15 protein-coding genes are annotated in these 13,376 nt (G+C 63.1%); 5 read left to right on the forward strand and 10 right to left on the reverse strand.

Annotated features, from left to right (window positions below; all coding sequences use genetic code 11):
- Nucleotides 1-747: 747 nt before the first annotated feature.
- Nucleotides 748-2,592 carry an HNH endonuclease signature motif containing protein gene (locus CH294_RS10285; protein ID WP_094737830.1) on the forward strand — a complete coding sequence of 615 codons (1,845 nt, stop codon included), beginning with the start codon at nucleotides 748-750 and terminating at the stop codon, nucleotides 2,590-2,592.
- Between the two features lie 184 nt (nucleotides 2,593-2,776).
- Nucleotides 2,777-3,067 (forward strand): hypothetical protein, encoded by a 291-nt coding sequence (locus tag CH294_RS10290; RefSeq protein WP_094737831.1) that lies wholly within the window; start codon nucleotides 2,777-2,779, stop codon nucleotides 3,065-3,067.
- Nucleotides 3,068-3,071: 4 nt separating this feature from the next.
- Here the strand turns inward: CH294_RS10290 and CH294_RS10295 are convergent, their stop codons facing one another.
- From CH294_RS10295 to CH294_RS10310, 4 genes are read right to left on the reverse strand one after another with little or no spacing between them, the layout of a single operon-like run.
- A complete protein-coding gene (locus CH294_RS10295) occupies nucleotides 3,072-3,269 on the reverse strand; it encodes a PLD nuclease N-terminal domain-containing protein (protein ID WP_094737832.1) in 198 nt (65 codons plus the stop codon).
- Nucleotides 3,270-3,284: 15 nt separating this feature from the next.
- Nucleotides 3,285-4,241 carry an ABC transporter substrate-binding protein gene (locus CH294_RS10300; RefSeq protein WP_249305208.1) on the reverse strand — a complete coding sequence of 319 codons (957 nt, stop codon included), beginning with the start codon at nucleotides 4,239-4,241 and terminating at the stop codon, nucleotides 3,285-3,287.
- Between the two features lie 30 nt (nucleotides 4,242-4,271).
- Entirely contained in the window at nucleotides 4,272-4,757 is a 486-nt protein-coding gene (locus CH294_RS10305; protein WP_170944666.1) for a GNAT family N-acetyltransferase, read from the reverse strand.
- Complete coding sequence (locus tag CH294_RS10310; protein WP_094609011.1) at nucleotides 4,744-5,718, reverse strand: aldo/keto reductase; 975 nt, start codon at nucleotides 5,716-5,718, stop codon at nucleotides 4,744-4,746. Before CH294_RS10310 ends, CH294_RS10305 begins: the two co-directional genes overlap by 14 nt.
- Before the next feature lie 64 nt (nucleotides 5,719-5,782).
- On the opposite strand from CH294_RS10310, the gene CH294_RS10315 reads away from it, so the two are divergent.
- Nucleotides 5,783-6,694 (forward strand): aminotransferase class IV, encoded by a 912-nt coding sequence (locus CH294_RS10315; protein WP_032401468.1) that lies wholly within the window; start codon nucleotides 5,783-5,785, stop codon nucleotides 6,692-6,694.
- A 3-nt stretch (nucleotides 6,695-6,697) separates the two neighbouring features.
- Here CH294_RS10315 and CH294_RS10320 read toward each other — a convergent pair whose 3' ends face one another.
- From CH294_RS10320 to CH294_RS10335, 4 genes are all read right to left on the reverse strand, one after another.
- Nucleotides 6,698-7,846: a serine hydrolase domain-containing protein gene (locus CH294_RS10320; protein WP_094609012.1), complete on the reverse strand. Its 1,149-nt coding sequence runs from the start codon at nucleotides 7,844-7,846 to the stop codon at nucleotides 6,698-6,700.
- Nucleotides 7,847-7,892: 46 nt separating this feature from the next.
- A complete protein-coding gene (thrS, locus tag CH294_RS10325; RefSeq protein WP_094737884.1) occupies nucleotides 7,893-9,110 on the reverse strand; it encodes a threonine--tRNA ligase in 1,218 nt (405 codons plus the stop codon).
- A gap of 197 nt (nucleotides 9,111-9,307) precedes the next feature.
- The gene (locus CH294_RS10330) at nucleotides 9,308-9,676 is read right to left on the reverse strand and encodes a glyoxalase/bleomycin resistance/extradiol dioxygenase family protein (RefSeq protein ID WP_052058560.1); all 369 of its coding nucleotides are present in this window, start codon (nucleotides 9,674-9,676) and stop codon (nucleotides 9,308-9,310) included.
- Nucleotides 9,677-9,721: 45 nt separating this feature from the next.
- Nucleotides 9,722-10,282 (reverse strand): TetR/AcrR family transcriptional regulator, encoded by a 561-nt coding sequence (locus CH294_RS10335; protein ID WP_094737835.1) that lies wholly within the window; start codon nucleotides 10,280-10,282, stop codon nucleotides 9,722-9,724.
- A 103-nt stretch (nucleotides 10,283-10,385) separates the two neighbouring features.
- Between CH294_RS10335 and CH294_RS10340 the strand changes: the two genes are divergently transcribed.
- Complete coding sequence (locus CH294_RS10340; RefSeq protein WP_094737836.1) at nucleotides 10,386-11,225, forward strand: alpha/beta hydrolase; 840 nt, start codon at nucleotides 10,386-10,388, stop codon at nucleotides 11,223-11,225.
- A 45-nt stretch (nucleotides 11,226-11,270) separates the two neighbouring features.
- Here CH294_RS10340 and rraA read toward each other — a convergent pair whose 3' ends face one another.
- Together rraA and CH294_RS10350 are read right to left on the reverse strand one after the other, a co-directional pair.
- Nucleotides 11,271-11,750, reverse strand: coding sequence for a ribonuclease E activity regulator RraA (gene rraA, locus CH294_RS10345; RefSeq protein ID WP_032401465.1), 480 nt, complete (start codon nucleotides 11,748-11,750; stop codon nucleotides 11,271-11,273).
- A gap of 24 nt (nucleotides 11,751-11,774) precedes the next feature.
- Complete coding sequence (locus CH294_RS10350; protein WP_032401464.1) at nucleotides 11,775-12,158, reverse strand: DUF5313 family protein; 384 nt, start codon at nucleotides 12,156-12,158, stop codon at nucleotides 11,775-11,777.
- Between the two features lie 113 nt (nucleotides 12,159-12,271).
- On the opposite strand from CH294_RS10350, the gene CH294_RS10355 reads away from it, so the two are divergent.
- On the forward strand, nucleotides 12,272-13,330 hold the full coding sequence (locus CH294_RS10355) for an amidohydrolase family protein (protein ID WP_249305210.1): 1,059 nt from the start codon (nucleotides 12,272-12,274) through the stop codon (nucleotides 13,328-13,330).
- The last annotated feature ends 46 nt before the right edge of the window (nucleotides 13,331-13,376 follow it).

Consider the following 13,376-nt stretch of genomic DNA (forward strand, 5'->3'; position numbering starts at 1 on the left):
GCAACTGTGGATGCTGGAGGACATGGAACCGTGGCCTGACGAACCTGCCGTGGGCGCGGTGTTCACACCTACGACGTACTGGGCGTCACCAGAGCAGATGGAACTGCCCGCGGAGGTGTGCACCGAGGTGCCGGCTCGGGTTGAGGCCGTGGATATCGATGGCAGAACTGAGTGGGTGGCTCATCTCGGCGACGGCTTCATAACGATGATGAGCGACACTGCCGTGGTTGGTGACGTGGTGCTGCGTGGGTGCTTGGTGTGGGACAGGTATCTGTGGTTGGACTTCAAGACAAGACCGCAGGGCAGTCTCCGCGTCCTGGATCGGGCGGGTCTTCTCGTGCAACGTGAGGAGTGGACCGCCACGCGACACCCGGGCATGTTCAGCGTGACGTACAGCGGTGCGCTGAAGTATCACCAAAGGGATTCAGTACCTGCGGGATTCGGGGTTCGATGGAAGGCATCGATTGTCGAGACTGTTACGCCGGGTGGTTGAGGCTTGACCCTCCCGCTAGAGGAGGTTGGATGGTCGAACCATGAAAACTGGCGAGTTCGCGGCGGTGACCGGGTTGAGCGTGAAAGCCCTGCAGAGACATCCAGCAAAAGTCGATTGGGCCGGACGGCCGGGGAATCGAGGTCTCGCTGTCGATTTCATTGGATGTCGGACACTAGCTGATCCGGAGAAGCCCTTGCGGCCGACCGGGAACGTGTGTTCGAATGCTTGTCGGTGGGTCGCGATAGATTCTGTTCATGCTTTCGGGGGACGGCGGATCAGGGGTGGACGGCATCGAGACGGTGCCGCCTCCCCCTGAGGTGTCCGATCCCGAGTTGTCGGTGTTGGTGGATCGTGTGGAGTCCGCGGTCGCCGAATTGGCCGGGCAAGGGTCGGTGTCGTGGACGAACGCCGACCGGCGTGCGCTGATCCAACGCATGGAAACACTCACGAGGTCTGTCACCGCGTACTCGTACACCTGGCTCAACGAGTTGATCGCTCAGCACGGCCTCGACGTGTACCCAGGCTCGGTGCCGTCGTCGGTGGCGTGGATGCTGCGGATCACCCCACGAGCAGTCGGTGCACGGGTGCGTCTGGCTGCGGAGTTGGGTGATCGCATCGCACTGTCCGGTGAAGTACTACCCCCGCTGCTGCCGCATACCGCCGAAGCATTGCGGGCGGGGTTGCTCGATGCCAAGCATGTGCAGATGATCCGCGAATTCTTCAAGCACTTGCCCGCCAGTGTGGACCCGCAGACCCGGGATCTCGCAGAACAACAGTTGGTGGGCTACGCCTCGACCAGACTCCCTGACGACTTCGCACCGCTGGTGGCGCACCTGGACTCGATCCTCAACCCCGACGGCGACTACGACGAGGACGAGGACGAGGACGAGGACGGGAAGCCCAAGCCACGCAAACGACGCGATGCGTTCTTCTACCTCGGTGAGCAGGGTGCCGACGGGATGTCGGAAGGCAACTTCTGCGTCGATTCCGAACTACGGGCCTACCTCGAAGCCCTGTTCTCGAAAGCTGCGAAACCGGGAGTGAACAATCCGGCCGACCCGACGTCGGTCGTCCACGGGGGCGAAGGCGACAGCAAGTCCACTGCATCGCAGCCCGAGCCGACGTCCGGTGATGCAGGGTCGAGCGATGCGGGTCTGTGGGATGGAACGGACTGCAACGAGGCCAGCGACTGCAGTGACGACAACTGCGGTGATTGCGACTGCGGTGACGACGAATGCTGCGAAGGCGACTGCGGAGTCGGTGCCGACTGTGGTTGCCGCACAGAGCCCGACGACACGCGCGACACCGACGGAAACGACGGCTCCGACGACACTGCAGGCGCTGCCGACCCCGGCGGTCACTCCGCATCCGACGCCGGCGGTGACGATGACTTTGACGATGACGCACCGGACACCGCAATGCGGGACGCTGCTGCCGCGCGGGATACGCGCACCCAGAACGAACGCCGTCACGACGCGCTGAAGATGGCACTCCGGCACACACTCGCCTCCGGGACACTCGGCACCCACCGCGGCCTGCCCGTCACCGCCATCGTCACCATGACCCTCAAAGACCTCGACGCCGGTTGTGGTTACGCGATGACCGCCACCGGATCCCGAGTGTCGATCCGCGATGCGATCCGTATGGCCTCCCACGCCCACCACTACCTGACCATCTTCGACGACAACGGACGCGCCCTCTACCTCGGCCGATCCAAACGCATCGCCTCCGCCGACCAACGCATCGTCCTCATCGCCCGAGACCGCGGCTGCAGCTTCCCCTCCTGCACCCGCCCGGCTACCTGGTGCCAAGCCCACCACCTCGACGACTGGGTCGAGGGCGGCTACACCGACATCGACTCCCTCACCTTCGGCTGCGACATGCACCACGCACTCGTCGGCACCGGCCCCGGCAAGTGGGCGACCACCAAAACCGGAGCAGGACATCGCTATCCGGGCCGCACCCTGTGGCATCCACCATCGGGAATGGACCCCAAGCGCCGTGGGCTGATCAATCACGCACACCACCCAGAGGAAGTCCTCTACCCACCCGAACAGCACGGCGACACCGGCGACGAGGAACCACGACAACCCGCGTGACGACCTACAGCAGCATCACGGCAGAGCTCTGTCTGTCTGTCGTCGGTACATCGCGCCCGCACCGGCCGTGCGCGAAAATAGAAGGGCTCCCTAGTCGGTACCTGCGTACGGTGGGTCGATGATGGTTCTCGCGAGCAGGACTGCGGTGTTGTCGCCGCCGGTCTTCTTCGTCTGGAAGGCACTCATGCGCCCAAATCTGCATCCGAAGAATCAGGGGTTCGCCTGGCCGGTGATGTTCGAGGATCAGCCGCTACCTCGCATCGTCGAGAGCAGCGAGTTCGACCGCGTTGTCTGGAGCTCGCCGTGGCAGAGTTTCCCCGACATCCTGTTGCAGTTCGACCTGACTCCAGAAACTCGTCTGCGCTGGACGCTGTTGGCCCACACGCCGGCACCCGATCAGCAGGCGGTCGAGTGGCTCCGCGACCAAGTGAGCCATCTGGTGAACATCGACCTGCGCAACGCGATCGAATATTGAACTGTCATCTGTTGCCGCCGCTCGGTCCGTAGGGATAGCGCTTGCCGACGGCGAACCACAGGATCGGCCCGATGATCGGCAGAATCAACGCGACGAATGCCCACGCCAGCGTGACCACAGGCCCCGTGCTGGGGTCGCGGAGGATCGAGGCAAGTGCCATGGCGTACAAAGCGATTGCAATCGCGACACCGGCAGAAACCATGGCTCCTAAGGTAGCTCAATCCGCGTTGCGAACAACCTCGATCAGCCTGTTCGCGAAACTGGTTGCGGTGATGACCAATCCGTTGTTCAGCTGTGGATCCAGTACCGCACTGCGACCCGCGGCGACAGCGGGGAGGTTCTGCCACGCGGCGATTCCGTCGATCTGGGTTGGATCGGTCGTCTGGTGGAAGATGAACTCCGCATCCGCGATCTGGTACAGATTCTCGACCGACAGGCGATAGTTTCCTTCCTCGTCCTCGGGGTTGTTTTGCAAGACAGTGAATCCCATGTCCGTGGCCACCGCATTACCGAGGTAGTTGGTCCATACGATGACGTATCCCTTGGCAACCGGTTCGCTGGTGATGAGGGCGATTCTGCGACCGTTCGTGACCGCGGCCGCGTCGTCGATGGTCCGCTGGTACTCGTCCAGACGCGGCTGCACAGTGTCGAGTAGACCGATGGCCGAGAACTGGTCGACGGTGTACCGCTCGAAATCCGGTTCGTTCACCTCGACGGGAAGGACAGGCGCGATCTTGGTGAGCTGTTCGTTTCCGTACCAGTCGAGTCGCCATCCGTTGGCACGCATCACGATGAGATCAGGTGACAGCGCCGCGATCTCCTCTGCCGTCGGACCGTCGGGTCCACCGATGACCTGGGTCTGCGCGTCGAGCAATCCCTCGAACTGTCCCGCGGGACGCGCGCCGGGCTGGAAGGTGTTGCCGGTAGCAATGATGGGATATCCGGCCAGCAGGGCGAATTCGAGATCTCCGCGTCCCTCCATCACAATGACCCGGGTGGGGCGCGCGGGAACGGTGACATCGAATCCGTCGCCCGTCATCCGCACGGTCTGAGAGGTCGCGGCTGCCGCGTCCTGGCCCCGAGGCGAGCAGGCGGTAGCGAGTGCAACCGCCCCGGCAGCCAGGAAGAACCCACGGCGGTCGAGCATTGCGGACGTCAAAATTCGAGAGGGCATTGGGATAGGCTACCCTTTGTTGTGGTGGCCCTAAAACCGTCCCCTGTCGACGTACTCGTCCCGCTCATGCACGAGTTCGTAGCGGGCCAGCCACAATCCCTGCAGAACCTGCTGATTCTCGGTGTGCACGAAGCCGAACGATTCGTAGAGTCTGCGCGCCGGTGCATTGTCTCGCCCGGTAGCCACCTGTATACGTTGTCCCGCAATCGATTCGATCACCACCACGACCAATGCTCGTCCGATGCCCTGGCGATGTGCGTGTGGTGCCACCACCAGGCGGTCGATCTCAGACTCGGACCACGCTGCGGCACCTAGGATTTCGTCACCCTGCCGCGCAACGAGCCAGTGGACCTGTGCAGCGCACAGCTCGTCCACCGACTCGTGCAGCAGCGGGATGCGGTCGTCGCCGATCAGTCTCGCTTCGACTGCATACGAACTCTTCTGCACCGCGAGGATCTGCTCGGCGAGGCCCAGATCGGCCGCAGGGGCGACGCGAACTATCTCAATAGCGACCACCGGCGGGAGCCGGCAGAGCGTCGAGGGCAGCCAGGTGGTTCGGGCTCAAGGTGAGCGAGGCTGCGCCCGCGTTCTCGTCCAGACGCGAGGTGCGTCGGGTGCCGGGAATCGGGACCACGTGCTCACCCTGCGCCAGAACCCAGGCCAGGGCCACCTGCGCCGGCGTCGCACCGAGCTCGTCGGCGACGGCTGCGATGGCGTCGACGATCACGAGGTTCGCGTCGAGGTTGTCCTGGCTGAAACGCGGCAGGCGAGCACGGAAATCGTCTGCGGCGGGCGCTGTTCCGCGGAAGTTGCCGGTCAGGAAGCCGCGGCCAAGGGGTGAGAACGGCACGAAGGCCGCGCCGTTGTCTTGCGTCCACTTCAGTGATGTGGCGAGGTGATCGCGCGTCCACAGGGACAACTCCGACTGCACGGCAGAAATCGGGTGCACCTGCTGGGCCCGATCGAGCTGCTCGACGGTGAACTCCGAGACACCGAGCGCCCGAACCTTTCCGGCGTGCACGGCCTCGGCCATCGCGCCGATGCTGTCCTCTACGTCCACCTCGGGATCCGGACGGTGGAGGTAGTAAAGATCGATGTGGTCGACGCCCAAACGGCGGAGTGAATCGTCGATTGCCGAACGTAGGTGATCCGGCTTGCCGTTGGGGCCCGAAATGACCGGCTCTCCGGCGTCGCCGACGTGGGAGACGAGACCACCCTTGGTCGCGAGGATCACCTCGTCGCGTCGGCTACCGATGGCCTTGCCGACGACTTCCTCGTTGGTGAACGGTCCGTACACATCGGCCGTATCGATGAAATTCACACCCAGGTCCAAGGCGTGCCCGATGACGCGGTCGGGGGTCTCCGTCCGGTCGTCGGCCTTGTATGCCCAGGTCATTCCCATGCAGCCCAGGCCGATGGCGCCCACCTCGGGGCCGTCGTTCCAGAGAGTTCGGGTCGGTATGGTGCGTGCGCTCATGTACTCGACACTACGACGGGAAAACCGTTGTCGCTCGGACTTGCCGCACGACTAGCATCACCGCATGGCTCTTCCGCACTCGAAGGTGTATTTCGGCGATCGCTTGGTGGACGCGCAGGACGCAACGCTCGGGGTTGCTACCTCGGCCGTTCTGTATGGGCTCAGTGTCTACACGGTGTTCCCGGTCCAGGTGGACGGTGAACGGCGTACCGCTTTCCGGTTGCTCGATCACTATCAGCGACTCGTCGAATCCTGCAAGATCATCGGCATCGACACGTTTGCCTCGCAGTGGACGTTCGAGCGATTCGTACAGGCAACGCGGGACGTGGTTGCCGCCAACGCTCCGACGACCGAGGTCTACGTTCGAGCTACCGTCCACGTCGACGAGTCGATCCCTGGAACGCGGGTGCGTGGCCTGCACACCACGGTGTCCATTTTCCTGTACGACGCCAATCCCATTGTCCCGCAGGACGGGATGCGATTGAAGACCAGTGTGTGGCGGCGTATCCCGGACAACGCGATTCCGTCCCGCGCCAAGGTGAACGGAGCGTACGTCAATTCCGTTCTGGCGAAACAGGATGCGATCGACAGTGGCTTCGACGACTGCATCTTTCTCGACATCAACGGCCACGTCTGCGAGCTGAGTGCCGCGAACATCTTCCTCGTCCGCAATGGTGTGCTCGTCACTCCCGACGTCACCAGCGACATTCTCGACGGCATCAACCGTCGAACCATCCTGACCCTTGCACGCGAAGAAGGACTGACGGTTCAGGAGCGCACCGTCGACCTCACCGAGCTGTACATCGCCGACGAGGTGTTCGTCTGCGGCACCTCGGCGGGAGTTGCCCCGGTGTACGAAATCGACGGTCGTGCAGTCGGATCGAAGGAAAGCGGGCCAGTGACGCTGACTCTCCGTAAGCGTCATCAGGCCGCGCTCGCCAGCGACGAGGTACACGGTTGGGTGAGTGTGCTGTGAGTGCTACGCCGGGCAGGTCGAGGCGAGTCCGGTGATCAACGCGTTCGTGGCCGGCTGCTCGAGAGGGTCGGCGGCCGGATTCGGAGCCGCCGTGGTCCAGGCCAGCGATACCTGACGGTGTCCGTCGGGACTGGAGAACTGGAAGGTGCGGTAGCCGAACCCGTTGCCGCGCTGGCCGAACACGAGCTCACCCGCGCCAGGATTGCAGGCATCGCCGCCGAGCAGCAGTCCGAGGCCATACGCGGACGGCGTGAGGACCTGCATCTCGTCGATCAGATTCTGCGGGATCAGCGTGCCGTCGAACAGTCCACGGAAGAAGGTGTTCATGTCGCCGACCGTGGACACCACGGCGGCACCGGACGACCAGATGCTGGCGTCGTAATCGGTTACGTCGGTGTACGTCCCGTTCTCGAGTGTGTAACCGTGCAGCGCGTCGTCGGCGATGGCCGCATCGGTTGGGTAGGTCGTGTCGGTCATGCCCAGTGGGTCGAAGATCCTGTCCTGCAACGACTGTCCGATGCTCTTGCCGTCGAGATCGGCTGCGATGCGACCGAGAAGGACGTAGTTGGTGTTGGAGTAGGCGAATGTGGACCCCGGATCGGTGGGCCACGGCATGGCCAGGGCCTGGGAGATCAATTCGTCGTCGGTAACCGAATCGGCGGAGCGTGCGGCAATCTGCTCCGCAGAGTCGAAGCCGACCAGGTAATCGGGTACGCCGCTGGTGTGATCGAGCAACTGACGGACGGTGACCGGCTTGGGCAGCAGGCCGGGTAGCAGCTCGTCGACCTGCTGATCGAGCTGAAGTCTGCCCTCGTCGACAAGCTGCAGCACCACGGCTGCCACCATCGACTTGGTGACGCTGGCGATACGGACCGGGTCATCTGCGGACGCAGCCTCGGTACCGTCGCGCTCGACGAGGCCGGCGGCTCCCGACCACGAATTCTCGCCGTCGCGTACCTGCGCAACAGCGGCAACGGATCCGGCGTCGACCAGGGCGTCCAACGCTGCCTGGACGTCGTCGGTTCTGATGGTTCCGCTCGAGGGCGTGGTGGTGGTCGCTTCGACGGCAGAGGGCTCGTCGGACGATGTGCACCCACTGACCAGCAGAGATGTCGACACGGTGAGGGCGGCGAGGATTCGTAGCTTGCTCATGTCTTCGACGCTATCGTCGTTCAGCGAAGGAATTCAGTGTCAAATGTCAGTGATTCTCCATGTCCGGGACAATAGGAAGCAGAGCGCGAATGTGTATGTCGCGTTTCACCGATTCGATGAACACGTCCATGTCCAGTACGGTTTTCGCGTTCAGCGCGCTGTACGACACTGCAACGGAATTGCTGTCGACCTCGCGATCACCGATGACCGCGATGTACGGGTCGCGATGAAGTCGCGCATTCCGAATACGTCCGCCCAGTGAACCCTCCTCGAGAATCTGGGCGCGAACCGATGCATCGTGCAGTCGGGCGACCAAGGCCCGCGCCGCCCGCGAGTGCGAACTACCCACGCAGATGACGGCCACCTGCCTCGGAGCGAGCCACGGCGGCATTCGACCGGCATGACGGTCTATCAGCATGGCGGTCAGCCGTTCCATCGACCCGAGAACCCCACGGTGAATCATCACCGGTCGGTGCTTCTCACCGTCGGATCCGGTGTATTCGAGGCCGAACCGCTCCGGTTGATTGAAGTCGATCTGCACGGTCGACACAGTGTCCTGATGACCAGCGACCTGTACATCTATCTTCGGCCCGTAGAAGGCGGCATCTCCCTCCCCGATGGTGAACTCGCGATCACCCAGTGCCGCGCGTAGCTGACCTTCGGCTGCACTCCACTGCGCGGTGTCACCCAGGTAGCGTCCAGTCCCGCCCCGAACCGAGAGCCTGAACGAGGGAACGAGTCCCAGTACGCGGTAACACCTTTCGATGGAGTCGAGAGCCAGTCGGACCTCCTCTCCAACCTGATCGGGGGTGCAGAACACATGCGCGTCGTCGAGCGAGATCTGTCGTACTCGGGTCAATCCGCCCAGCACACCGGACAGTTCACTTCGGAACATCGATCCCAGTTCCGATACGCGAAACGGTAGGTCGCGGAAGCTGCGCCCACGGGCATCGAACACTTGGGTGTGATGTGGGCAATTGGCCGGTCGCAGAACGAATTCCTCACCTCCGATACGCATCGGGGGGAACATATCGGCCGAGAACTTGTCCCAGTGGCCCGACCTCTCGAACAGCGAGCGTTTCGCCAGGACCGGTGTGTACACGCCGAGACAGCCTGAGCGTGCTGATTCCTCGGCTGCCAGTTTCTCGAGTTCCGCTCTGATGATTGCGCCGTCTGGGAGCCAGACGGGTAGACCGGCACCGATGGCCGGGCTGGTTGCAAAGAGATCCAACTCGCGACCGAGCTGGCTGTGGTCGGACTTCATGGGTACTCCACTTCTACTGTGGCCCAGAAGAAGTGCCCAGATACGCGAAAACCCCGGGAACAACTCCCGGGGTTCGTCGAAACTGTGGCGGTGCAGGCCTACTTCGGACGCCGGAAGAAAACCGGCGTCGTCGTCAGTGGCTGCAGGTGCATCATGGCGACGACAGTACAAGCGTCCGAGACGGCTGGCAAGAGCCGTCAGCGATCGACCTGGCAGAAGCGGAGGTTGTTCGAGAATGGGTCTATGACCGTCATGGTCGGACCGCCCGGTCCGTCGTGATCGATTCCGGGTCGACTGCGTGGGTGGTTCTTCTGCAAGAGTTCGGCATTGAACGACACGACATCCGCGATCGGTATCCAGACGGACGATCCCGGTGTGCCGTCGCCGTAGTGCTGGGACAGATCCAGGATGCACTCTCCGCGTGAAATACGAATGTACAGCGGCAGATCCGGCTCGAATCGATGCTCCCATTCGACCGAAAAGCCCAGATAGTCCAGATAGAACGCACGCGCTTCGACGTCGTCGAAGATGCGGAGAATCGGAACTGCCGAGCCGAAAGCCTTCATGACATCGAGTGTGGCATGTCCAGCGTTGCTCGCACCAGGGTTGCGCTACCGGTGGCTCGAATCCAGCAGCACCCCGGCCGCAGCCTTTGCTGCAGAAGCAGATTCGGCCAGTTCGGTAATGGCTGCGGTAGTTTGAGCGCCTTCGGCGAGCAAGGCGATCTGCAGCCCGACGGTCGGCTCGCATCCGGCTTCGACGGCCAAGCGGGTGACGTACTCGATGAAACGCTTCTTGTGCTGATGTGCGGCGTCGGCGACCTCGGGCATGGTTGCGCCCAGTTCGCCGAACGAGTTGATGAAGGCGCACCCGCGGAAGCCGTCCTGGCGAAACCAGTGGTCCAAGAAATCGAAGATCGACAGCAGTTTCTGTCGAGGGGATCCGTGTAGGGCTGCTTCGGCGTGGATGCCGTCGGTCCACTGCTGGGTGCGACCACGGAGAACCTCGGCGACGATGGCGGTTTTCGAGGGAAAGAGCGTGTACAGGCGCTTGAGGGAGATGCCGGCCTTGGCACGCAACTCGTCCATACCCACCGCCTGGATGCCACGCGCATAGAACAGTTCGTCCGCGGCGTTCACCACCTGTGCCCGTCCGATTTCCGTACTGGTCATCGCTCACCCCTTGCCGAGAGAACCAACGTTCTCTACAGTAGTCCACATGTCGAGAGAACGACCGTTCTCCCGCTCGATGTTCAGGACACAGGAAGGCAGGATCATGGCGTACATCAACGTCGGAACCGAGAACTCCACCCCCGTCGAGGTCTACTACGAGGATCACGGCTCCGGACAGCCCGTTGTGCTCATCCACGGCTACCCGCTCGACGGCAACTCCTGGGAACGTCAGTCGCGCGCACTACTGGACGCCGGCTACCGCGTCATCACCTACGACCGTCGTGGGTTCGGGCAGTCGAGCAAGCCCACCGTCGGCTACGACTACGACACCTTCGCTGCAGACCTGGACAAGGTGCTCACCGAGCTGGATCTCAACGATGTCATCCTGGTCGGATTCTCCATGGGCACAGGCGAACTGGCTCGGTACGCCGCGAAGTACGGCACCGACCGCGTGGCGAAGTTCGCATTCCTCGCTTCCCTCGAGCCGTTCCTGCTGCAGACGGACGACAATCCCACCGGCGTTCCGCAGTCGGTGTTCGACGGTATCGAGACCGCCGCCCGCGAGGACAGGTTCACCTGGTTCGAGAATTTCTACAAGGACTTCTACAACCTCGACGAGAACCTCGGTACCCGAATCAGTGAGGCGACGGTTCGCGCGAGCTGGAACACCGCCACCACCAGCGCACCTGTCGCGGCCTATGCCGTCGTACCGACTTGGCTCGAGGACTTCCGCGCGGATGTCGCGAAGGTACGTGAATCCGGCAAGCCCACGCTGATCCTGCACGGAACCGCGGACAACGTTCTTCCGATCGATTCGACGGGCCGTCCGTTCCACGAGGCGTTCCCCGAAGCCACGTACGTCGAGGTCGAGGGCGCGCCCCACGGACTGCTGTGGACGCACTTCCAGGAAGTGAACGACGCGCTGCTCGCGTTCGTGAAGTAAGAGCACTACGGCGGCAGGCATTCCGGCCTGCCGCCGAGTGGGCTGCTAGACCGCGACGACGCCGTCGTGGTCGCTGTAGACGATCTCGCCCGGGTTGAACGTGATGCCGCCGAAGCTGACCGGCACGTTCTTCTCACCCGAGCCGGTTTGCGTGCTCTTGCGCGGGTTGGTCCCCAGCGCTTTGACGCCGATCTCGAGTGTGCGCAGGATCGCGGAGTCGCGCACCGCACCGTTGACGATGACGCCTGCCCAACCGTTGGTGACTCCGCGGCCGGCGATGATGTCGCCGACGAGCGCGGTGTGCACACTGGCGTCGCCGTCGACCACCAGAACGCCACCGTTGCCGGGCTCGCCGAGCGTTTGCTTGACCAGAAGATTGTCCTGGAAGCAGCGGATGGTGGTGATGGGGCCCGCGAACTCGGTGTGCTTGCCGAACTGGACGAACTGGGTGTCGCAGCTGCGGATCTCGGGACCGATCTCGTCGGCCAGATCAGCTGTTGCTTTGAATTCGACAGGTGAAGTCATGCGGCACAGACTATCGCTCGCTCGTCAGCCCCGGCCGTGACGCCGTTCGTAGTCGTCGCGAGTGCGGTCGACGCGGCTCTGCGCTTTGGCGTTGATCAGTTGCGGGTCGAGGCCGTGAATCAGCAGGCGATGCCGCCGATAGACGTTCATCAGGGCAATCGAGAAGTACACCAGCGGGATGAACAGCAGCGACATCATCGCGAGCGACATCCACAGCGGACCCGGAATCAGCAGGAACAGCAGCAGTAGCGGAATGATCGGCACGATGAATCGGGCGATGTAGCGGACCTGGGCACCGTTGCCCACGAGATCTTTGCGAACCCAGTCCTGCATCGACTCGGGCAGTGTGCGTCCGAACGAATAGCCCAGAAACTGCAGCGGAGTGGGCGTCGTGCGTTCGGTGGTCATCGGGCAATGCTAGTCCCGTCTTCGTTGGTAGATCTCACCGTTGACTGCGGTTTATCTCATATGTGACGATAACGTCAGTTGAGTCGGAGGCGTCGACAAGAAGGACTTCCACTGTGATCGATCGCAGAACCCTGCTGGGCACCCTCAGTGCCGCGACGATCTCCGGGGTTGCCCTCTCGACACTGACCTCAGCTACGACACTGACCTCCGCTACGGCATCGGCCTCCACCGGCCCGGCCGCAACCGGGGTGATCGACGTCCATTCGCACATGGTTCCCGACTTCTACCTACGCGAAGCCCTGGCGTCGGGCATCGCATTTCCCGACGGCATGCCGAAGTGGCCGAGCTGGTCGGTGGTCGAACACCTGCAGATGATGGACGGCTGCGGGATCGACAGAGCGATCCTGTCCGTCTCGTCACCGGGAGTGCATTTCGGCGACGACGGCAACGCGGCCGATCTTGCTCGACGCGTCAACGACTTCGGGGCCGGGGTGGTCGCGAGTCGACCCCGACTCGGATTCTTTGCGTCGCTACCGCTCCCGAACGTCGTCGACTCGACGGTCGAGGCAATTCGTGCGCTCGATCAGCTCGGTGCCGACGGAGTGACGGTGATGTCGAACGCCGGTGGGATGTACCTGGGCAACGCCGTGCTGACGCCACTGCTCGCCGCGTTGGATGCGCGATCGGCAGTCGTGTTCGTGCATCCGACCTCTCCGCCGAATTCCGCTGCCGTGTCTCTCGGGCGTCCGGCCCCGATGATCGAATTTCTTTTCGACACAGCGCGAACCGTCGTCGACCTGATTCTGTTGGGTGTGGTCGACCGATTCCCGAACATCCGTTGGGTGTTCACTCACGGCGGCGGAGTACTGCCGCTACTGGCGGATCGGGTCGACTTCTTCCGGACGCAGGTCGGCCTGGGGACGCCGACGACGCCGGATGTACTGCGGCGCTTGTGGTTCGACCTCGCCGGTACGCCGGTCCCGCGGCAGCTGCCCGCGCTGTTGTCCACCGTCGGACCCGATCGGCTGGTGTACGGCAGCGATTACTGCTTCACGCCGATCACCGGCGTGCAGGAGCAAGTGCGATCACTCGACGCCGGTGCTGCGAACGGCGGACTCGAGAACTGGCGCGCGGCCACATCCGTCAACGCCCGGCGACTGCTGAAACTCTGATCCGAAGGAGGCGGGTAATGCCGATGAAAGCGCAAGCACTGCAACC

The organism is Rhodococcus sp. 14-2483-1-1 (genome assembly GCF_002259335.1).
In the GTDB taxonomy this organism is placed as follows: domain Bacteria; phylum Actinomycetota; class Actinomycetes; order Mycobacteriales; family Mycobacteriaceae; genus Rhodococcoides.